Below are 20,849 nucleotides of genomic sequence, written 5' to 3' on the forward strand. Positions count from 1 at the left end.
TGACCGTAAAGAGTGAGTGATGGCCCGGGGCTCTCAGGCCCCGGGAGAGCAATGGCTTATTGAGCTGCCTCTTTCTGGGCTGCTTCCGCTTCGGCTTTGGCCTGCTGAAGCAAGGCATCGTCGCGGTCCTTCTGCGCCTGCAGCACCCGTTTCTCCTTCTCAGAGGCCTCCGGATTGTAGGGAATGTAGTCGAACCGGGTTATCATGATCCCGAAGGGATTGAAGTTGCTGCGGTGAGTGTTCGTCAGCTCGAAGCTCATGCCCATCGGCAGCGACTTGCTTTGGCGGTCGCCGATAAAGGCTTTCTGCCGGATGTAGAGTCTGCCTTTCACGGGCAGAGAGTTTGTATCAAGCACGATGCTATCCACGGTGGCCGTGGTCCGGGCGCCGAACTTGATGTAGTTGTCGAGCACGGCTCCTTTCTTGAAGCCATCGTACAAGCGGCGACCGCCCATGTCGTCGATAAGCGGAAGGGCCGTGTTCAAATTGTTTTTGAACGTGTACTGGTCGTGGCCAAACATATTCAGCGCGAACGTGCGGACCAGGTTGCGCATCTCATACTGCGTATGATCTTCGGGCGAATCGGCCAGTGCCATTTGCGTCGTACCACTGTTACCAACCACATACACCCGCTGGCCAACGATGCCATAGGCGTGAAACACCAGGGAGCCGGCCACCAGAATAGTCAAAATGGCAAGGGCAACGGCCGCCAGCGCCACCAGACGCATGGAGGTGTAGGTTTGATTTAAGTCTTTAATAGAATCCATTTTGTGTTGAGTAAGGGTGCCTGGAGCCTTTCTTCCCGAATGCCCAGGTTACCAGGGGTGAAAAGTGAATGAGTGAAAGAGGCTAGAAGGAGCCGCCGGAACCGCTATGGCCTAGGCCAGGGGCAATCATCGTTGGGGGCTGGGGCTTGCCACCCCCTGGGCCGCTGGTGACATCGACGGCGCCGGTACCATCGTCGGAACCACCCTGGGAGCGATTTCCGCCCGTGGAGGAAGGGGCCGAAAGTGTCGGCGGCGCTGGCAGCGCCGCCTGCGCCGAGGTCCCAGCGCCGGCGGATGGCGGAGCAGCCCCCACCTGACCCGTACCGAAGGCTGTGCCCCGTAAGGTGTTGCTGCTGCCCAGGTTGACAATGTGGTTTGGAGCACCTGGATTGGAGGGCGCCGCGGCTCCCCAAGCCCCGGCCGATCCGCCGGGTGACGAAGACGGTGCACCAAGTGAAGTCAGGGGCGGAGAGTAGCCAGCGTTGGCGTAGCTGTTCGCTGTGCGGGCCGAGCCACTCACGGCCCCCGCTCCGGGCATCATGGGGGCAACCCCCATCGAGGCGCTACCACCGGCGGCGGCCCCAGCGGCTGCGCCCCCTCCGCCCCCGCCAAACCCACCAAATCCACCCATCGCCGTATTGATGGCCCCACCAGCCCCTCGCAGGTCGTTGGCCATAGCCCCGGCCATTGTTGAAACGCCGTTGCCTGCGGCACCGACGGCGCTGCCCACGGCCTTTCCGGCACCCATGGCTGCGCGGGAGGCAACCAGGCCAGCTGCAGCCCCGACGAAGCTCTGCGCTGCTGAGGAACCTACAATGAGCGAGGTCATGTAGGGCACCATCAGGTACATGACAATAAAAATAATGCAGGCTACCTGGTACTGTCCATCGGAGGCGTAGGCGGCAAAGTATTGATCGACGGTGGTAATCTTAGAAGCCGCCAACGCCGCCATTGCCGCCGAATACTGCGCGAACAGCTTATTTATGATGGCGAAGGTCACCGTCCACAAGTTCACGCTCAGAAACGACTGAAACCAGGACTTCATCAACCCTCCCCAGCCAGGCAGCATGGAGAGGGTGAATGCTATGGGGCCGACCACGAATAGGAAACCTGCCAGGAAAGCCTGGATAAACAGCATGCAAACCTGAATCAGCTGAGCAATGGTACCCGTGGCCAGCTCCAGGAGCCACTGGCGCATCGAGAACCCGGAGATAGAGCCAGCAATGGAAGCTATTTCATTGGCCAGGCCAGAAATGACCGAGGGCTGATCCTGCGTGCCGTTGGCTACAGAGCCCGGCGTTGGCGGGGCCGGGGCACCAGGTGGCTGAGGCTTCAGGCTTTCCAGCGTCGCGTAAGCTTGGGCCTGCGCCCCGTTACCCGTCACGGCCCGCGAGATCCAGTAAATCGAATCACCCACTTTCGGCATCAGGGTCCGATAGGAAAGCAGAAAGCCGGCGATGAACAGGATTTTGAATAAAGGGGCCAGGTCAATCTGCAGCGACTGCCCGCTTAGATACCCACGGCCAATCGTGGTGACTAGCGTAATCGTCATCATGATGGGCACCACGGAGGAAACCAACAGCACAATGACGTTGCGGGTCATGTCGTACGCAGCCTGGGAGATCTGAACATTCAGGTCCCCGCCGATGCCCGAAAGAAGTAGGGTAAGGAGCATAGCAGGCTATTTTGAGGTGGAGGAAACGAACTCATCCACAGCGAAATCAAGGCGCTGCTCAATGATGGTGGAGTATTCCGGCAAGCCATCCGGGCCTATCTTCGGCCGGCCGGTTTGCGGATCAAGCACGGCCACCGGCAGGCGGCGCTGGTAATGGGTTACCAGGCTGTTAAGCAGGTTGCGATCGGCCGCCCGCGAGCTGAGAATAGCGTTCAGCGCCGGAGCCGCTTCCAAGGTGTAAATCTTGGCGACGGGACCCTGCTTGATGAGGAACTGCCGCCAGCCCTCCCCGGACTGAATGGAGCGGATCAGGCTCATTTCGTGGGTAGTAAAGCCCATTGGCTTTTCCAGGCGCTCCAAGCTGGCCTCGTTGGTGTGGCGCAGGATGATTTTCGTGGCCGAGTTGTCGATGAGCGTGTAGCCAATCGGGGATTCCACGATTTCCTTTATCCCCTGGGTGATGATACCGATGGAGCCATTCGTTTTGCGAATGGTGCGGTACATGTTCACGATAAAGTCCTCCAGGGCTCCGCTCAACATCGACCAGGCTTCATCCATCAGGATGTACTTCACGTCATGCGGGAACTTGCGGAACAGATCCAGCGACAATTCCGTGATAAGCATTGCCACTACCGGGTAGAGCGTCGGGTCGGCCTTCACGCGCAGCATATCAAAGCAGATCAGCCGGTAGTCCGACAGATCCACGTCGAGCTTCGCGTTCAGCACCTTGGCGTAACGTCCCCCTTCCACATATTCACCCAGTACCAGAAAAAACTCGTCCATCTGGATGTAGGCCGAGTCCTTGCGGTATTGTTCCCGCTGCTTGAGTAGGTACGGGTCCAGCTTCTCCAGCTCAGCTGCGTCCAGTCGCACGGTCATGCGCTCGTGGTAGTCCTGCACAAAGTTGTAGAAGCTCTGCATGCCAGGGTAATTCTCATCGTGGTGGCCGAGCTTGTCGTCCTTGTTGAGCGTGGCATAGTAGTCCTGCAGAAAGCGGGAGAGAATAGCGCGCTCGGATTTGGTCAGCACGCCGTCTTTGCCCGACTTCCACAGCGCCGCCAGCAGGGCCAGGTGGAAATTGAGCTTTTCATCGGTGTAGAGCCACTTATTTTCCGCATCGCGCGGAACAAAGAAGGGCGCGAACTCAATCGGGTTGGCCGGGTCGTATTCGAAGTAGGACTTATCGAAATCCGGTCCGTTAAGTGACTGACAGGTATTGCGGTAAGAGCCGCCCACGTCGATAATGATCTGCCGCGCGCCGTTCTCAAACCGCTGGGCAATGAAGTTGCCCATAGTATAGCTCTTGCCCGAGCCGGAGGGGCCGATCGTGATGCTGTTCTGGTTGTCCTGGGTGACATCAAACAGGTTGATGCGAACCAGGTTGCGGAAGCGGTCACAGATGTATTCCCCCGTGCGGGCGGACTTAAAGGTTGTCGTCCAATGCACGTAGCAGGCCGCCCGGTCCGTGGTCGTCGGCAGCCAGCGGTCTGGCACCTGATACCCGTTGCAGGGCAGGGCCGCGAAGAAGAGGGGCAGCGTAAGGAAGTTCTCGACAGCTGCTTCCGAGCTGAACATGGAGCGCATGGCAGCGGCGGCTTTCTCCACATTTTCTTTCCGCAACGCATCCTGGGTTTCCCAGGTCAGGAGGCTGACGTGGAGCTTGCAAAGCTGTTTGCCCTCGGCCCGCACTTCGGCCGAGAAGGCATCAATTTCCGCTACACGCAAGTGATTATCCTGCGTGGCCAGCTTGGAGAGCGATTTATTGATGGTCTTGTCGCGGTCCAGGGTTTCCAGCTCCGCTTTCGTGTCAACCACCTGGATAGACTGGGTCAGGATGTGCGGGATTGCCAGAAAATGGGTGAGCGGGTACAGCATGGGGGAAGTCACCCCGTAGTTGTTGCGCACGCAGGGAAACATCTGCAGGCCCTGGCCCGTCAGGCTCACGCAGGAGACTTTTTGCTCCCCGACGGCCAGCGTACCCACTTCGTTATACAGCTCCCGTTCGTAATGCTGGGGCTGCCGGTCAAAGTCCAGGTTTAGGAACTGCAGGTACAGGGCACGGATCTGGTGCTCATCCATCCGCTCCAGCGTAATATCCGGTATGCCCCGCATGGCCTGAATAAACTCCTGGGTATACTGGTCGGCCAGCGCCAGCGTCTGGGTTACCGACTCGAAGGGGTTATCCGGCAGCTTCTGATCCACATTGTTGATCAATGCGTTCAGGGCCGAAACCGGGCGTGGAGGCTTTTCCTTTTTACCGCTGGGTTTACCACTTGACTTGGACGATACGGGGGCGAAGCTCAGAAATAGGTAAGGCGAATGGTAGAGCACCATACGGTTGCCGAAATACTGGCCCATGCGGCTGCTGAAGTACTGGCCAGGCGCCGGCGGATGGACATAGGGCCGGTCGTAGTACACATCGGTTTTCTGCACGACCGTGCCGGGCGGCAGCACCTTCAGCGCCGCCTGGAACGCGACGTGGCAGGCCGTATACTGGTCCGGGTCCCACAGCTCCATCTCCACGGGAGTAAGCTTGAAAGCCACTCCAACCCGACCGTCTTTCAGGACTAGCTTATGATTGTCGTAGAGATATACCGGGAGGGCATCACTTAGCCCGCCCTGCTTTACCTTTTTGCTTTTGAACATGGTGAATGCCTATGGTGAGGCGTTTAGGTTGGCGTAGATGGTAGCTGGCGTAGCCCATCAGAAAGCCGGGGGGGCGGTGCTTATTCAGGTACCGCAGCGTGAAAAACAGGCCCACCGCCGTTAGAATCAGGATCAGGTAGATGAGCGGATTAATCGTAGTGCCCATGCTGAGCAGGGCCAGGAGCATCCCGCCACCGATGACAAGGCCAAAAACAAGGCCCAGGCTCTGGATATCCATTCCGAGAACCTGGGCCGGCCTTTCAATGCTTTTGTAGGAGCGCATCGAACGTGCTTATGAAAAAGAAGAGAAGTAGGGCGGCGCAGGTGCCGCCCTACTGCGTTCATTATTCCACGTTACCGCCGCCACCGCTGTTGCCGGTGTTGCCCACGATTTGAGATTTGAGGGAGTTGAAGCCCCAGAAGAGCAACACGCCGCCGGCCAGCCACATCATGCTGGTCATGGCGTCCGGCTCGCCACCGATGAACTTCTTGGCGGTTTTAACCAGGCCGATCATCAGGAACACGGCGAAGATGCCCTGCGCTATAAGCAGCACCGTGGCCTTGAAGGAAGTCAGCGTGGAGCTGACGCCGCCAGTCTGGGCATTCACTTGCCCGATGAAGCCACCCAGTACCATCAGGGTGCCATAAATGCGGCGGTCCCACTTGGTCATGTTGTGTGACTGGAAATGCGCCTTGTTAAAAGCGACGGTTGCATCAGCCACCACGGTGGCGGTAGCTCCCTGTGCCCGGTTCCAGGCCTCAGTGATTTTGCTTAGAACGTTGTTCATGGTAATTGGGAAAAAATGAAAAAATGTGAGAAAGGGTAAATGGTGAAAAAAAGGAGGTGAAATGGAGGCTAGGCCTCCGGTAAAGGCTGGTTCTTCAGCTGCTGCCACAAGGTCCACTTGGACTGCTGCTCCAGGTACTCAGCATACTTGTCAGGCTGCTTGGTTGGATTAGGGGGAAGCTCTGGCTCAAGCCGGTACGTGGTGCGTGGCAGCGACTCATGATTCTGCCCGGGGGCAGGTGGTTTGAGAGCCGTCAAACGCTTATTCTGTTCCCGTTTGTGGGCTGCTCGCTGCATGCGGTTGATCACCACATACACCAGGATACCCATGCCGGAAAGCCACCCGGCGAGAATCAGATAAAGGGAAGGGTTCACGGCTTTACGCGATTAACTTTGATTGCATTTCGCTGCCAAAGATGCGAAAAAACCGAATCAAAAAAGACTTTGCGCAATTTTTTCTAATTGCAGTACAGCAATTAAGATTAATTGCGTGATAAAGGAGGCGTCATTGCGTAGTATTGTCTACTTAATGTCCATTTTCCTTCTTCATCCCAACTGCCCATGAACTCACCAACGGGGGGCCGCCCGCGGCCAAACGACGACTCGGAGCTGGAACGCTTCAAAGACCAAATACCTATCGTACCCCTGGCCACCGGCCGCTATGGGTATGACATTACCGACAAGGCCCGTAACGACTCCTGGCATAAGCTGGAGAAGGGAGGGGAAATCCTGATTGTAAGCAAAAAGGATGGGCGTGACGTGTACATGAACGCCCACGACACGAAGGACAGCGGCTCGGTAGTAGACTTTGTAAAGACCCGGGATGGTCTGAACCTTGGCCAGACGCGGCAGCAGCTACGTCAGTACCTGGGAGAGGGCGGCCCGGAGCAGGATCGGCAGCAGCTGGCCCTGCGGCCGGAACCGACGCGCACGCGCCAGGCCGAGCGCGGGCCGGATGCCTCCCTGCCGGAGGACCCCCGTGAACGGCGAGATGAGTTGCTGAAGCGGACCCTGGGCGTACAGCCGGCCCTGACCGATAAAAGCTACCTGCGTGAGCGGGGCCTGAGCGACGAGACGATCAACGCCCCGGCCTTTCAGGGGCGCGTGTTCACCGGCCAGAACGGCCCGCATAAGAACACGGTGTTCCCGCTGCTCAATGAAGGTGGGTTTTCGTCCTACGAGGAGCGCAACCACAATTTCAAGTCACAGATGCCCGGACCCCGCGACGGCATCTGGGTCAGCCACCCTACGCAGGGCAAGGGGAGCGCCGTAGAGCGTATCGTCGTCGGGGAAAGCCCGATTGACGCCATGAGCAAGTACCAGCTGGAGCAGCCAGGCGGATCAGGGCCAAGTACCATGTACATCACCAGCAGCGGCACCGTCTCGCAGCGGCAGGTGGAGCTGATGCAAAAGGTCATCGACCGGCAGCAGCCGAAAGAGGTGGTGCTGGCCAACGATAACGATGCGGCAGGGGTGCGCTTCAACCTCAACTACATGAACGACTTCCGGGCACCGCGGCAAAACGTGGCCCTGGAAACGGGTAGTGAGACGCCCGAGCAGCAGCGCGGCAACGTTACTTGGCGGGCCCAGCGCGGGGGTGAGTACCACACGGATCTGAAAATTACCTTTGAAACCGAACGCCAGCGCGAGGGGCGGGCGGCCGTGGCCGGCCTGCAGGAAAAGGTTGACGGCTGGCGCAAGGAAGGGGGCGATCAAGCTGCGTCGCTGGAAGTGGTCCGCATGGGCAGTGACCAAACCGTAGCCCGCGTGACGGTTACCAACGACCAACTGCCACAGCTGCGCGGTTTGGTGCAGGAGCTGCACGCCCAGCGTGAAGCGGGCATGCCGGAAGCGCAGCGCACACCGCCTGGTTTTTTCAAGTGGGAAGCGGCCCTGAGTAAGGATTATAACCAGGACCTGACCGATCAGCAAACGGAACAGCGGATGCAGCGCGCCCGCGAGCAGGCCGGATTCGACAAAGGGGTGACTGCCCAGCAGGCTAGCGTTTCGCCCATCGAGCGCCCCTTGATGCTGGAGATTGTCGAACAAGGCCAGCGGCAGAACGGGGGCGGAGCCGCCGGCCAGATTGAGCAGGACCTTCGTAAGGCTGGCCTATCAATCCTTGACCGGAAACAGGAAATTGACCAAGCCAGCGGTGTGCGCACCACGCACCTGCAGGCGCAGTACCTGGTGACCGACCCCGAGCCACAACGCAAGGCAATCAGCACCCAGCTGGAAATTATCAGCCGCGCCCCCGGCGTCACGCTGACCGAAACCGAGGCGCACGCGCAGGAGCGCCGGCAGCTTACAAACGCCCCTGCCGTTAAGCCAGTAGAGTTGCCGGAGCGCCAGTTGGCCGAAAGTAAAGCGGTTTTCAGCGCAGCAACGAAGGAGTTAAGCAAAGGCCTCGAAGAGCAAGGTATTCCCCTGCAGGCGGCCCGATTAAGCGAAATAAGCCGGAATGTACTGGAGCGGGATATTATGCCTTTGCGGGGCCTTGACCGCGAAAACCTGAATGGGGCGATAGCGATAGCGGAGAAATTGCCAGCCCTGCAGGAAAAAGGGCAGCCAGGGCCGTTGGTACTAGCCGTGCAGCAGGCGGACAAGTCAATGCATGAGCGCTACCAGACGGTTCAGGAACTAGGGGGAAGTGGTGTGCAGCGAGGCGCTGTAATCGTACTCGATGAAAAAGCCGGGGGAGAAAACCGGGCGGTACCGGTATGGAAAGATCTGAAAGCCGAAGGCGCCGGCGTGGGCAACATCGTGCAGCGCGAAGTTGCTCCAGGAATCATGGAGCGACGGATAGATTTCAAATACGATCCGGCACCCGGCCAGGCGGCTGCCGGCGTAGAAGCCGTACTGCGGGCTGCTGAGCGCAGTCCCGGCGTGATGGTCGAGGAGCCCGCGCAGGCCCGGCAGGTGCGCCAGGCGGGGGCCGCCGTATTCAGCCAGGAAGAACAGGCTGCCGGCAGGGCGGTAAACTCGCTGCGCCCAACGTATCCATCCAGCAGTACCGAATGGGTAACCTACGCCGTGACCAGCGCGGCTCCAAGTGGCAGCCCCGAGCTGCGGGAGCAGGCCGATGTGGTGCGAAAAGCGGGGGGGGTTATCGTGCCGTTGGCGGGGCAGAGCCAGGGTGAGCAGACGCAGCTGGTTAGCTTTCATTTACAGGACCCCCGCCTGGGCGCCATCAGCGAAGCTACCCGGCAAATGAGTGAAAATGGCGGCAACCGCTACGATGTGGAACGCCGCGTAAGCGTTGGGGAAGCCGGTGGGTGGGCTGCTGGCCTGGTCCGCCTGACAGAGGCCCAGGACGCGGCTACGCGTACCCCACAGATCCTGGATGATCTGCGCGCTAATGGCGTCCTCATTCAGGGGCAGCAGCGCGTCGAAGCGCCGGCGGGCTTCGTGCGCGAGGAGCTACGCATTGCCTATCAAACGGAGCAGAATCCCCTGGGCATCGGAAACGTGCTGGATGCGCTCAAACGCAGCCCCGGGGTAGAGCTGGAAGAAGGAGCCCGGCAGCAGCAGGCCCGCGAAGCCCTGGCCAACGCTGAACGGGAGCGACAGGCGGAGCTACGCCGGCAGCAGGCCGAGCAGGAAACGGCTCGGCAGCAAGCGGAGCGGGAGCGGCAGGCTAACACACCGGAGGCCCAGCGCGCTCGGGAGGAAGCCGACCGGCAGTTGACTTCGGGGCTACTAGCCGCAGCGGCCGCGCAGCAGCGCCAGCAGCCGGGAGGAGGTATGCACCCCATGGAAGGCCTGGACCAAATTTTCCGGGAAAAAGCAATGGAGGGAGCCGGAACCAAAGCCCCAAGCTACGAGGACGTGCCGCGCAGTATGCACACGCCCGATGCTTCGCATCCGGTTCGTTGTGTGCAGTTGGAGGCTGGTAGTGGTGCGGAAAATGCGCAGCGTCTGCAGGAATCAGTGCGGCAGTTGGAGCGGGCCGGCGCGACCCCCAGCCCGCTGCAGCAGGAGCCGGGCAGTGGCGTACAGACGGCGATGGTCGCCTACCGCCTGGACCAGACGGAGCTGCCGCAGATCCACCGGCTTTTGTCGGAAACGCAGAAGGAGGGCCAGCTTCGCGTCAATGAGCAACCCGGCCTGTCAGCCGAGCGCCTGCTGGAGTTGGAGCGGCGAGGACAGCCGGAAGTAGGGGCGTCAAAAGCGCCAGCATTCGACCTGGCCACCGAGCAGCAGCGCTCCCCGGCCGTGGAGCACCCTTACCGCTATGCCGAAATCAATATGTCGGCAGCCGGCCACAACGAGGATAAGTTGCGGGTGATGCGCAAGGACTTTGAGCAAGCCGGGGCGTCTGTTACGGCCGTGGAACCACACCGCGACCTGGCCGGCCGCGAGCAACTGCGCATCATGGTGGGCTACCGCATCGACCAGCCCGAGCTACCCCAGATACAGGAGCAGCTACGGGCCGCGCAGCAAGCCGATACAGTACTCTATAAGGAACGGGGTGGCCAGGCCATGGAACGTAGCTGGGAGTTGGAGCGGCGCCAGCGCGAACCCGGCGTTCCCCTGAACTTCGCCCCGGAGGCAATCCACCCCAAGGACCCAGGCCGCGAGGCCGCCGTTGCCGGGCAACAGGGCACTGGTGCAGCCAGCGTGGGGCAACAAAGCCGCGATTACTATCCGGCGGAAGGCTGGAAAACGCAGGTATTGCGGGACCGGCGCGATGATGAACTGGCACCGGTGACGGCGCAATTGGTAAAAGTAGGGGCGCAGGTAGGCGGTACGCTGCCCGACGGGGCTGGTGGCCGCGAAATGGTCGTCAGCTACCATCCCGCCGCCGTGCCGCAGGACAAAGTGCTGGAGGTAATAGAAACCCACCGCGCGGCCCGCGAGGTAACCGGGCCACAGCAGGCAAGCACCCCGGCCCCAGGCGCTGAGCGGGCCGTAGAGGCAGCCCCCGCCGTGCGCACCCCGGAACGGGCCATTGAACCCGCGCCAGCACCGCAGCCGGCCGTGGCCACGACGACGACCAGCGTGAGCGAGCAGCCGTTCCGGACAGTCGGCATCAGTATCGTTGAGGAAGGCCTGCAGCAACGCGCCCAGCAGCTGCGTCAGGATCTGCAGCAACAGGGAGCCATCGTCAGCGAGTTGCAAAAGCGCGAGAGCGGGCAGGACCTGAGCCGCCAGCATTTCACGGCGAGCTATCCGCTGGGCCCACAGAGCGCCGGCATAGCCCAGACTTTGGAAACAGCAGGCCGCCAACCCGGAATTAACCTGGAGGAATCCATGACGCAGCAGCGGGAGCGGCAACGCCTGTACGGGGGCGAAGTACCGGCCATCAGCGGCACAACGGTTGCGGCTGCATCGGCCTACGCGGCCGGCCCGCCCCATGGCCCGGGCAATTGGCAGCAAGGGGTGGTGCTGGTGCGCGACACGGAGGAGGAACGCACGCGCTCGGCCACCGTGCGCGAGGCCCTGCAGAAAGCCGGGGCGCAAGTCGGGGCAGGGGGGGAACGGGGCGACGGTGTTCCCGGTACTGCCATCCGCTATTCCTACCACACCCAGCAGGAGCAGCTGGAGCGCGTAAACAAAGTGCTTGATACGGCCGCGAAGAGCGAAGGCATCGAGGTAAAGGAACAAAAGCCCCAGCAGCCGGGGCCGGAGCTGGAAACGCGCACCGGCAAGTTCAACCAGGCCGTGATTTCAATTGATGATACGCCCGAGAAGGGCAAGGCCCGCGCCGAGACCATCGGCGGCGAGCTGAGCAAGGGAGGGGCCATCGTCGGCGAGGCCAAAGTAGTCGGCAACCACGTCGAGATGCCGGTGAGCTACCATACCAAAACGCCCAACATCCAGCACATCAACGACACCTTGGACAAGGCCGCCAACAGCAGTGGTATCCAGGTGAAGGAAAATGGGGAAGACCGGGGCGCCCGCCTGCAGGGCGCGCGTGACGTAGCCCGGGAATCGGGTGGCAATGGGTCCACGTCGATGGAGCGTGAACGAAGCTAGCCCTTACTGTTGCTGCATTTTTTCACTTTTTCCTGCACCCTGATGAATACATATGACATGTTTGTGCTGCTGGGCTGGGGCCTGTTGCTGGGCGGCATCCCCACGGCTGGCTATTACCTCTACCAGTATGGCCGCGCCCTGATGGAACGGCGGCGAAACCTGCCTTTCGACCCCTTTACCCGCCAAGAACGGGCGGCATTATGGAAGCAGGAGATAGACTTCCGCTTTTTCTGCACCGCGTTGGCCTTGTTTGGGCTGATGCTCTGCAACTGGCTGGCAAAATCCTAACCGGGCGCACTGCCATAGCACGAGAAAAAGGCCGTTGGACAAGCTGTAGGCCCCAGCGGCCTTTTTCCCTGCCGCCCCCTCACCTCTCAACCTGAAGATGAACTTACTAATCGTAGAAAGCCCGAATAAAATAAAGAAGATAAGTGCCCTGCTGCCGGCAGGCTGGCACGTGGAGGCCAGTGTCGGCCATATACGGGATCTGCCGCTGAAAGAGCTGGGCATCGACCGCAGCAACAACTACCGCATGCACTACCTGATCAATGCCGATAAGGAGGGCACGGTTTCTAATTTGAAAGCGAAAGTGCGGCAGGTCGGCCCACAGAACGTCTACCTGGCCACGGACCCGGACCGGGAGGGAGAGGCCATCAGCTATCATCTTTGTCAGGTATTGGGCCTGGATGTAAAAACGGCCAAGCGCGTGACGTTCCAGGAGATTACCGGGCCTGCGATTCTGGCGGCCGTCGCCGCGCCCCGCCGTCTGGATGTTGCGCTGGTAGCCGCCCAGGAGTGCCGGCGGGCCGTTGACCGGCTCGTTGGCTGGGAAGTCTCGCCGTTGTTAACCCGCCACTTTCAAGCGAAGGGCTACTCAGCCGGCCGGGTACAAAGTGTCGCTACCCGGCTTGTCGTCGAGCGGGAGCGAACGATCCTGGCCTTTACCGGCAAGCGTACCTATCCTGTCAGTGCCGTATTTCAGACGCCGGCGGCGGAGCTGTTACCCGCCCGTTGGGTTGGGGAGGCGCCGCAAACCGAAGAGGAGGCCCGCTCACTGCTGGAGCGCATCACCCAGGCCCGGGACTTTGGCGTGATGAAGGTTGAGCAGCAGCCCGTGGCCATTAGCCCGCCTGCCCCTTACTCTACCAGCAGCCTGCAGCAGGACGGAGTGAAGAAGCTGCACCTGACGGTGCAGCAGGTATCTGACCTGGCGCAAAAGCTGTTTGAAAGCGGCCATATAACCTATATTCGTACCGACAGCGTGAACTTAAGCGAGGAAGCCCGTCGGGAAGCGGCCGCGCAGATTCACCTGCAGTATGGCCCATCGTACGCCGTGGGCGGCTCCGGCCGAACGTTCCGCGAAAAGGCTGGGAGCCAGGGTGCCCATGAAGCTATCCGACCAACGCACTGGGATCAACCCAGGGCCGGTGATACGGAGCAGCAACAGCAGCTCTACCAACTCATCTACGCCCGGGCCCTGGCCTCGCAAATGAGCAATGCCCAGTTCGACCAGACGACTATTCTACTGGCGGCGGCCCGGCCCGGCCCGGAGGGGCTCACGTTTCAAAGCACGGCCCGCGTACTTCGGTTTGATGGCTACCGCCGGGCCTACCAGGAAGCAGCAGAAGAGGTCGATGAGGATACGGCCGTAGCCGAGGGAGCAGAAGGGGGCACGCTGCAGCATCCAGTGGCCGAGGGTGAAGGAGTCGAGCTGCGCCGGGTGCGCGCCGCCGGCCGGAGCCAGAAGCCCCCGCGTCGATTCGATGAAGCCACGCTGGTAGCCGAGCTGGAGCGCTTGCAGATCGGGCGTCCTAGTACCTATGCCAGCACCTTGCGGACTATTCACGCCCGGGAGTACGTGGCCAGTGGTAGCGTAGCAGGCAAGAAAGTCACGGCAAAAACCTTGATTTGGGAAGGCGGAAACCTTAGCGAAGAAACTCGCAGTGAAACGATTGGAGGAGACAAAAACAAGCTGCTGCCCACGGAGCGCGGCAGCGGCGTAACGGACTTTTTACTGCGATACTTCAGAGATATCGTGAACCTGGACTTTACCGCCACGTGTGAGGCTGAATTCGATGAGGTAGCGGAGGGCAAACGGCGGTTTGTTGACGTAGTTCCGGCTTTCGACGGTCGCCTGACTGCCCTGCGCACAGCAGCGGAAGTGGATTTGCCGCCGCCTAAAAAGGCTTATCAGGTCGGAAGCTGGCTGGATAAGCCCATAACCAGCGGAAAGGGCCAGAATGGTGACTGGGTAAGATATGATGAGCAGTTCTACCCGGTGGCTGCCCCCCTGGACGCGTTGGCTTTGACCGTTGAGCAAGCAGTCATACTCATTCAGGAAGGCCGTAAGCGCCAGAAGCGGCAAGTAGGCAGCTTGGAAAAGAAGCCCATTGAAGTCGGCATAAGCAAGAGCAATCAGGTCTACTTGGTATGGAAAGACCAGGTCTTTTTCCTGGCTGAGAAAGATCAGCCCCAACCAGCACTCGAAACAATTACCGCTAGCCAGGCCGAACAGGCTATTCGGGAAGCCCTAGCGCAGAAAGAGGCTGAGATAGTACATCGGATAGATGAGAAATGGACCCTTCGCAGAAGCAAGCAAAACAAACTCTACCTGACAAATGGGACCGACTCTGCTCCCTTAGTCAAGGTCACGGAGGAAGAGGTACGCGGCTGGGACAAAGCCCAGGCCCAGGCGCATGTAAAGAAGTTCAAGGCCTTATTAGCGAAGAAGGCGGCGAATTCCTGAGTAAAAAATTATGGTTTTTTAAAAGGATAATGATGTAAAACGCGGCTATCTGAATTTATTTTGGCATATTTCCAATGCACTGTTATGCTACTAAAATTAGTGGCATATTTGCATATTTTCCACTTAAAAGGACGGGCTGACCGCTCGCTCCCGCACATGCCGAATGCCCGCACTATCCTCGACGAACCCCAAGGCTGGCAGCACCTCCAGTCTTGGTTTGAACGCAATGATGACCCTAAACGCCCCTGGAATATATCGGCCATCGGCCGGCACGTGCGGCTGCCTCAGGCAGTAGTCCGTGCCCTGCTGAAAGGCCCGAAAGGGGCCTTTGGTATGAGCCGAACGGCCTTTACCGTCCAACGGCTTCGCTTGTTTCAGCGCATGTTCCGCAACTACGGCTACCGGGTTTCGGTAGCGGAAGAGCTAAGCCCGGATGGTAACTGCCGCGGCTATGTAGCTGCGAGCGGTATCCAGTTGGCGCCTTATGCCTTTACGGGGCCGCCGGAACTACGAAGCGCTCGGGCTGACGACGACGAAGCCGATGGCTAACGCCCGGCAACAGCCCATTTGCAAACCCTGGCCTAACGGCCGGGGTTTTTTGCTTTAGATGGGTCTTTCTACATTTGGGCGTTGCCCGATGTCTTCATTCTTGCCGCTTCACAACCTGAACAAGCCGTTTTTCATGCCTAAACCTTCAGTAGAGTTCCCAGGCCAGGCCGTGCCCATTGCGCCGAATGCCCGCACGTTTGCTGAAATGGTAGATTCCAAAAAAGCACCGGTACGCACTATCACGGATCGATTGGGCATGACGTTTCGCACCTATCTGAAGCGGCGCAAAGATCCAGCAGGGCTGAGTTTGGCGGAGGTATTTCGGTTGGCAGACTGGCTGGCGGAGGCACCCGAAAAAGTGCTGGCGGAGCTGATGATGCATACCGTCCTGGACTCCACTTTATTGGGCCCGGGCATTACGCGCCATCCGAACGGAATTGACCGGACAGGGACAAAATAGGGGCTACTTTTCTTACCCGATTAAAAAGTAGAATTAATGCTTTGTGTATTATCTATTAAAATATTATGATATGCCGATTATTGTTGCTATACTCATACTGCCAACCTGTTTTGGCTAATTTTATAAAACTGACTTGGAACCCATGAAGACCAATTCTCTCGGTTACTTAACCTTAACTTGTCTTCAACTGGTATTGATTTCAGCTAGTTTGATGAGCTGTAATCAGAACGATAAAGTATACGATACCCTCCACCCTATAGAGGAAAACAAAAGCGCTCCTTTAAAATTTACTGATAAGCAGCTTACGAAATTGACTTCGGCATTGGCTATTGCTGAAAATTCTATTAATGACTCTCTATTTAGGAGGATTCTCATTGCTCAATCAACTGCTGGAGTCTATGAATGGGATCATGATCGGTTAGAGGAGGTTCCTGAACAACATCATAAAGATCCTGTTACCTTCTTCCTTTCTGAGTTTCGGTCGCGCGGCTTGCCGACGGTAAAGCAGTTTGTTGCTAAAGACGGCTATACTGACGACGATGTCACAGGAAGCACAGTAGCTTGTTCAGAAAAAATCAACTTCAATGTTGACAATTTAGACAGGACCTCTCGCACCCCTACTTATGTTGCAGGCACTATAGTGCATGAAAGAGTGCATAGTTTTTGTTATCAGCATAGAACTAATGATTCAAGTGAAGATTTCAACTTATGTGATTTCGCATATCATGCAGGACATTTAGCCATCGTTATAGCTCAGTACAGAGACAATAACTCACAACCCATTACCAAGCCGTCAATAGAAATATGTGCTTCGCTTGTCAAACGTCTTAAAGATGAAAAAATTATAATAAGGTAGCTTTTGATGAGGCCTGCCATCTTGCACTTTGCAAGAAAAAAGGGAAGCCTGCTCCAGGCTTCCCTTTTTTGTCCTCGTGCCGACTATTATAACGCCCGCAGAATGCCGGCGAAATAACAATACGTCTGCGTGAAGCTGGCAACGGAGACGCATTCGTTTTCACCGTGCATCCCCTGAGGGTCAGTAGTGGGGGAAAAGCGGTATATATCCGTCGTAAGGGGCTGAAAGTGCCGGGCATCGGACTGGGCAACGAACAGAAAGGGCGTGGTAACCACTCCCGGCACCAGTTGGTGCAGCTGCTGGTCAATGAGGCGGTAGCCCAGCGTTTCCGTCGAAGCCGCCGCCGTCGGTTCCGAGACCGGGCCCACGGGCCGGACCTGAACGCGCTGATCCGGCAACCAGGCCCGCACCTGCGCCAGCGTGCCGGCGGCCGTAGTGGTTGGCAGTAACCGTAAATTCACTATGGCTGAGGCCGAAGCCGGGATGACGTTATCCTTCATACCCGCCTGGAGAACAGTGGGCGCAATCGTCGTGCGGACCGCTGCTGCGCCGGCAGCCGTTGCACGGTAGGCGCGCAGAATAAGCGGCCGCAACAGCCATTGATTGGCAAAGGCTACCCGTTGGCCGAAGGGCATGTGAGGCCCGACGTGGGTGGCAAAGTCCTGCATGGCCGGGGTCAGCTGGGCGGCAAACTCCTGCTGCTGGAGCGAGGCCACGGCCCCGGCTACCAACCCGACAGCCGACTCTTTTTCCGGCATGGCCGCATGCCCACCGGCAAGGCTGGCGCTCAGCTGCAGGGAGAGATAGCCTTTCTCGGCAGTGCCAATCAACGCAACCGGGCGACCAACCATGCCCGGAACCTTTCTGCGCGTGATGTAGCCGCCTTCATCCAGTACGAAGGCCGGGCGGATGCCCCGCCGCTGCAGCAGCTGCGCTACCTGGCGCGCGCCGTGCATACCGCCAACTTCCTCATCGTGGCCCAGCACCAGAAAAACGGTGCGCCGGGGCTGCTGGCCACGCAGAAGGGCACTTTCTACGGCTTCCAGCAGCGCCACCGCATTAGCCTTGTTATCCGTTGTGCCACGCCCCCAGATGGTATCATGAGCCTGTACGGCCCCAAACGGCGGGTATTTCCAGCGGGGCAGCGTGGCCGTATCTACCGGGACCACATCATAGTGCGCCAGCACAATAACTGGCGCGGCGGAAGGCTCCTGGCCGGCCCACTCATAGCAAAGCGAATAACCGCCGACAACCTGGCGGCGCAGTGTCCGATGCAGTAGCGGGTACGTGCGCTGCAGCAATCGGTGAAAGCCCAAAAACTGGGACGTATCCGCCACGTTGCCCGAACGATAGGATTCCGTGCGGAGCCGCACGGCTGCCTGCAGGTGCTCAACGGCGGCGGCCGGCAGCTTGGCCACGACCGGGTTTTTCACTGGTGCCGGCGGGGAAATTGGCGTAAACCGAAGGGTTCTAAACAGGACCACGGCCCCGAGTAGGGCCGTGGCTACCAAAAGGACAAGAAGAAGTGGGCGAAGCATGGGCGCAAGTTACATGAAGCGGCGTAGGGTGCTGCTGATGGCCCCACGGTTAAAGCGGCGATAGAAACCAGGTATTGGTTGAAGCACCACGTGCAGGGTTTCCCCTCGGCCGATCAGCACCTGCTGGGCGTAGTAGCCTTCGAAGGTTACGACAACGGCGCCATCTCCAGTGGCCGGTATCTGCAGGCGAAATCTGCCTAGGGAGTCCGTTACGCTTACCTGGGCAAACAGCCCCCGCGGGCGCACGGATACCCCGGAAAGCGGGTTGGTCATTTCGTCGGTAACGGAACCAGCAAGCCATCGACGGGCTGGACGCTCAACCTTGCTGAAGCGGCCAGCCGATGGCACTGCCCCGTCAGCAGGGCAATCCAGCCTGACACCGGCAAGCCATAGTTGAGCGAGTAGAGGACCTAAAAGATAGGGTGACATCTGTTGGGCTAGGTGAACAATGCTCAGGGAGATGTAGTGGAAACGATCGTGGAGCTAGGCAGCACGGGCGCTGGCTCCGCCACCGCTGCCGGGGCAGCGGGCGCCATGGGGGAGGGAACCGGAATCGGGTGCAGAACGGCGATGTAGCGATACTGGCCTTTCTTGCCACTGTAGAGCGTTAAACTGTAGAAGGCTGTCTCATATCGCTCCCCCTTACCTTCCAGGCAATAAACGGGCGTAGGCTCAATTTTCATCCGCTTTAATTCCCGCCGCAATGGCTCGAAGTTGCGCGCCAGCTGGGTTTTAAACAGTACGTCCGTAAGATTGCCCGGCATCGGCCGGAGGCTAAGCCAGGATTCGGGCGTTTCCCCATCTAGGCTATCCGTGGCCATCAGTTCGGTTGTCCAGTAAACTTCAGGAGACATATCCAGGTGGCCCTGGTAAGTCCAGCCAACCGGCAGCAGCACGGTCGTCATTTTTGCCAGCGGCAAACCCTGGGGCAGCGTGCTGAGCTTATGCAGCTGTTCCAGCGGTAGCGATTGCCCCTGGGTCTTTGCCATTGCCATGCCTGCGAGCAGGGCTAACCAAATGCGCAAGTGTTTCATGGTCGAGGGTATAATGGTACTGGCCCGGCGGGTGGATACCCGTCCGGGCCAGTCCGGTAGAAGTTATTTCAGTTCAACAGTTAGGCCCAGATAGGCTAGCCGGCTAATCTGGGGGCCGCCGTAGACCTGTATGTTGGTCGTGTTGGCCAGGTTAGTGCCCCCGGCCTGGACCGTCGTATGATACTTGCTCAGGTGGTAACCAACCTGCGCATCGAGGGAGGAGTAGGCCTTCAGCTCACCGGCAGCAAACGGCGACTCAAATAAATGGCCTTCGGCCCAGCGGTAGTTGAGCGAGTAGTTGAAGGCCTTGCCTACTTCCCCGTAGGCGCCCAGATTGAACTTGTGGCGGGGCGTGTTGTAGTAGGCCTGGAAGCGCTCGGGCAGGCGCTTGCGCTCCAGCAGGCTGAGCGTATAGTTGCCCGTCAGGTTCAACTGCTTGCGGGGCGTGTAAGTCAGCGAGGCCATGCTGCCGGAGGCGTGCACCTGCTGGGCCGCGTTGGCCTGCACCTGGATCACGCGCGTCGGGCCGGTCTGCAGCGGCCGTGCCCCGGTGGCCGCCGCCGCCAGCTGCGCCGGCGTCGGACGGCTCCCGTCTACATTGGAAATCAAGCGCACTTGGCCAATGAAGTCCTGATAGCTCGACCGGTAATAGTTCAGATCAAGCACGACATTTGGCACGACCAGCCCCTTGTAGCCGATTTCCCACGTGGCCACACGCTCCGGTTTGAGCCGGTCAGCATTCAAGGCGTAGGTGTCCAGCGTTTCCTGGGCCGTAGCAGGATTGCTCAGTATAGAGCCAAGGGAGCCGGCAACGGCGGTGCTATAGCCCTGGAAGCCATTGCTGATGTTGCCCAGCAGCAAAACCCGGGAAAGATCCAGGCTCAGGTACTGGCCTTGCTGGGTTGGAGTCCGGTAGGCCTGGTTATAACTGGCCCGCAGGTTGTGCGTCTTCGCCTTGTCGAAGGCAAACACGGCCGAGCCCCGAGGCGAAAACACCGGCTTAAAGTTTTTGCTGTCATCGACCCGCCCGGCAGCCGTGAGTTTCAGGCGGTTCTGCAGCAGCTCTTTCGAAAGTTGGAGGTATGCTCCAAACTCATCGTTGATGATGCGCTTGCCGTCCTGATCAGAGAAGAGCATGCCATCAGAACCCAGCCGGTACTGGCGGTAGGCACCGCCGACAACCGCGTTCACCAGCTTTGATTGATAATCGTACTGCCCCGATACATCGTTGAGCAGTGAGCTGGGGTTGATGCGGGAGCCCACGCCAGGCGTTGCGTCATTCACTACCCGCGAGCGGGCCTCATTAAACTCGGGGGAGCCGGCCGTAAGCTGAAAAGGGGCGGCCTGCGCGCGGGCAGCCTGCTCGGCCCCGGCCGTGTTGCCGGCGTTGGCCGGGTTAGCTAAAAACGTGTTGTAGGCCAGGGCGTAGGCCCCGAAGTACTGCTGGGCGTAGCTTAGCCCAGCTTCGCTGCGAGGGTCCTTCTGGGTTTGGATGAAGCTGCCGGTGAAGGGCAAATCATAGGAGTTCTTGCCGAAATCCTGGGTCTGGTAGGCGCGCACAAACCAGCGGTCGCTTTTCAGCTCCGCCCGGAATTGATTTGTTGCAAAGTTGGATAGGCGGTAGCGGTTGGTAAACTGGTAAGCCGTCGTGCCCTGGGCCCGCTTGAACTCCACCATTGCTTTTACCTTGTCCGTCACCAAAAAATGAAGGGAAGGGACTATGCGGTAAAGCATGGCCTTATCATCGCCGGCGATGATTTCGCGCTCGGTCCAGCCGGGCATGAACACGGTCTTGCCGTTGAGCGCCCCGCC

The 20,849-nt window shown here is 59.2% G+C and carries 16 protein-coding genes; 6 read left to right on the top strand and 10 right to left on the bottom strand.

Features of this window, described 5'->3' with window-relative positions:
* Nucleotides 1–56: 56 nt before the first annotated feature.
* From I5L79_RS22425 to I5L79_RS22450, 6 genes are all read right to left on the bottom strand, one after another.
* Entirely contained in the window at nucleotides 57–767 is a 711-nt protein-coding gene (locus tag I5L79_RS22425) for a hypothetical protein (RefSeq protein WP_196957334.1), read from the bottom strand.
* A gap of 82 nt (nucleotides 768–849) precedes the next feature.
* Entirely contained in the window at nucleotides 850–2,442 is a 1,593-nt protein-coding gene (locus I5L79_RS22430; protein ID WP_196957335.1) for a hypothetical protein, read from the bottom strand.
* Between the two features lie 6 nt (nucleotides 2,443–2,448).
* Entirely contained in the window at nucleotides 2,449–5,088 is a 2,640-nt protein-coding gene (locus I5L79_RS22435) for a VirB4 family type IV secretion system protein (RefSeq protein WP_196957336.1), read from the bottom strand.
* Complete coding sequence (locus I5L79_RS22440; RefSeq protein ID WP_196957337.1) at nucleotides 5,048–5,371, bottom strand: hypothetical protein; 324 nt, start codon at nucleotides 5,369–5,371, stop codon at nucleotides 5,048–5,050. The genes I5L79_RS22435 and I5L79_RS22440 overlap by 41 nt, the downstream gene beginning before the upstream one ends.
* Before the next feature lie 61 nt (nucleotides 5,372–5,432).
* On the bottom strand, nucleotides 5,433–5,876 hold the full coding sequence (locus I5L79_RS22445) for a hypothetical protein (RefSeq protein ID WP_196957338.1): 444 nt from the start codon (nucleotides 5,874–5,876) through the stop codon (nucleotides 5,433–5,435).
* Nucleotides 5,877–5,944: 68 nt separating this feature from the next.
* The gene (locus I5L79_RS22450) at nucleotides 5,945–6,250 is read right to left on the bottom strand and encodes a hypothetical protein (protein ID WP_196957339.1); all 306 of its coding nucleotides are present in this window, start codon (nucleotides 6,248–6,250) and stop codon (nucleotides 5,945–5,947) included.
* A gap of 186 nt (nucleotides 6,251–6,436) precedes the next feature.
* On the opposite strand from I5L79_RS22450, the gene I5L79_RS22455 reads away from it, so the two are divergent.
* The 6 genes from I5L79_RS22455 to I5L79_RS22480 all read left to right on the top strand — a co-directional run bounded on the left by I5L79_RS22455 (nucleotide 6,437) and on the right by I5L79_RS22480 (nucleotide 16,465).
* Nucleotides 6,437–11,854, top strand: a complete 5,418-nt coding sequence (locus I5L79_RS22455; RefSeq protein WP_196957340.1) for a toprim domain-containing protein — start codon at nucleotides 6,437–6,439, stop codon at nucleotides 11,852–11,854.
* Between the two features lie 42 nt (nucleotides 11,855–11,896).
* Nucleotides 11,897–12,142, top strand: a complete 246-nt coding sequence (locus I5L79_RS22460; RefSeq protein ID WP_196957341.1) for a hypothetical protein — start codon at nucleotides 11,897–11,899, stop codon at nucleotides 12,140–12,142.
* Between the two features lie 97 nt (nucleotides 12,143–12,239).
* Nucleotides 12,240–14,600: a type I DNA topoisomerase gene (gene topA, locus I5L79_RS22465; RefSeq protein ID WP_196957342.1), complete on the top strand. Its 2,361-nt coding sequence runs from the start codon at nucleotides 12,240–12,242 to the stop codon at nucleotides 14,598–14,600.
* A 156-nt stretch (nucleotides 14,601–14,756) separates the two neighbouring features.
* Complete coding sequence (locus I5L79_RS22470; protein WP_196957343.1) at nucleotides 14,757–15,149, top strand: hypothetical protein; 393 nt, start codon at nucleotides 14,757–14,759, stop codon at nucleotides 15,147–15,149.
* A gap of 88 nt (nucleotides 15,150–15,237) precedes the next feature.
* The gene (locus tag I5L79_RS22475) at nucleotides 15,238–15,609 is read left to right on the top strand and encodes a hypothetical protein (RefSeq protein ID WP_196957344.1); all 372 of its coding nucleotides are present in this window, start codon (nucleotides 15,238–15,240) and stop codon (nucleotides 15,607–15,609) included.
* A 142-nt stretch (nucleotides 15,610–15,751) separates the two neighbouring features.
* Entirely contained in the window at nucleotides 15,752–16,465 is a 714-nt protein-coding gene (locus tag I5L79_RS22480) for a hypothetical protein (protein ID WP_196957345.1), read from the top strand.
* Nucleotides 16,466–16,551: 86 nt separating this feature from the next.
* Here the strand turns inward: I5L79_RS22480 and I5L79_RS22485 are convergent, their stop codons facing one another.
* The 4 genes from I5L79_RS22485 to I5L79_RS22500 all read right to left on the bottom strand — a co-directional run.
* Nucleotides 16,552–17,898: a M20/M25/M40 family metallo-hydrolase gene (locus I5L79_RS22485; RefSeq protein WP_196957346.1), complete on the bottom strand. Its 1,347-nt coding sequence runs from the start codon at nucleotides 17,896–17,898 to the stop codon at nucleotides 16,552–16,554.
* Nucleotides 17,899–18,012: 114 nt separating this feature from the next.
* Nucleotides 18,013–18,276: a peptidase associated/transthyretin-like domain-containing protein gene (locus tag I5L79_RS22490; protein ID WP_196957347.1), complete on the bottom strand. Its 264-nt coding sequence runs from the start codon at nucleotides 18,274–18,276 to the stop codon at nucleotides 18,013–18,015.
* A gap of 179 nt (nucleotides 18,277–18,455) precedes the next feature.
* Nucleotides 18,456–19,037 (bottom strand): hypothetical protein, encoded by a 582-nt coding sequence (locus I5L79_RS22495; protein ID WP_196957348.1) that lies wholly within the window; start codon nucleotides 19,035–19,037, stop codon nucleotides 18,456–18,458.
* A gap of 63 nt (nucleotides 19,038–19,100) precedes the next feature.
* Nucleotides 19,101–20,849: TonB-dependent receptor plug domain-containing protein (locus I5L79_RS22500; RefSeq protein ID WP_394368823.1), on the bottom strand; the 1,749-nt coding region annotated here is incomplete at its 5' end.

Origin of the sequence: Hymenobacter guriensis, from assembly GCF_015773195.1 — a bacterium.
Taxonomy (GTDB): domain Bacteria; phylum Bacteroidota; class Bacteroidia; order Cytophagales; family Hymenobacteraceae; genus Hymenobacter; species Hymenobacter guriensis.